1 protein-coding gene is annotated in these 531 nt (G+C 42.9%); it reads left to right on the forward strand.

Going from position 1 to position 531, the window contains the following annotated elements; all coding sequences use genetic code 11:
• Positions 1-470, forward strand: a 470-nt coding sequence (locus NC799_RS18355) for an IS1634 family transposase (RefSeq protein ID WP_272447861.1), incomplete at its 5' end; no start/stop codon positions are given.
• Between the last annotated feature and the right edge of the window lie 61 nt (positions 471-531).

Here is a 531-nt window from a genome sequence, read left to right on the forward strand (position 1 = left end):
ATGAGAAAAAGGAGACGCGCCAAAAGCGTTCTGTCCTGACAGGCTGCTATGTCATCGAAACAAGCAATGAGGCGATGTCCGCTGAAGAATTATGGCGATTGTATACAACGTTGACGAAAATCGAATCGGCTTTCAGGTCGTTGAAATCAGATCTTGGAATGCGCCCTGTCTATCACCAATTAGCTGATCGAACGAAAGGACATCTATTCATTGGGGTACTTGCTTATCATTTGTTGATTAGCATCGAGCACCAGTTGCGAATTAAAGAGGACCATCGGGAGTGGTCGACTATTAAAGAGAAGCTTTCCACACATCAGCGGTCTACCGTGCTGCTTACCGGTGAAGATGATCAAATTCATCACATCAGAGTCTCTGGTACACCAGAAACAGGTCATAAGGATCTTTACAAAAAATTAGGGGTAAAGGATCCGTTGAAAAGAGAATACAGAATTGTCGGAAAAAGGTTGTAGTGACCAAATGAAAAATAGAAATCCCGGTGTGATGGGATTTCTAAGCATTTTTGCCGAAACT

The organism is Aquibacillus salsiterrae, from assembly GCF_028416595.1.
Classification (GTDB): domain Bacteria; phylum Bacillota; class Bacilli; order Bacillales; family Amphibacillaceae; genus Aquibacillus_A; species Aquibacillus_A salsiterrae.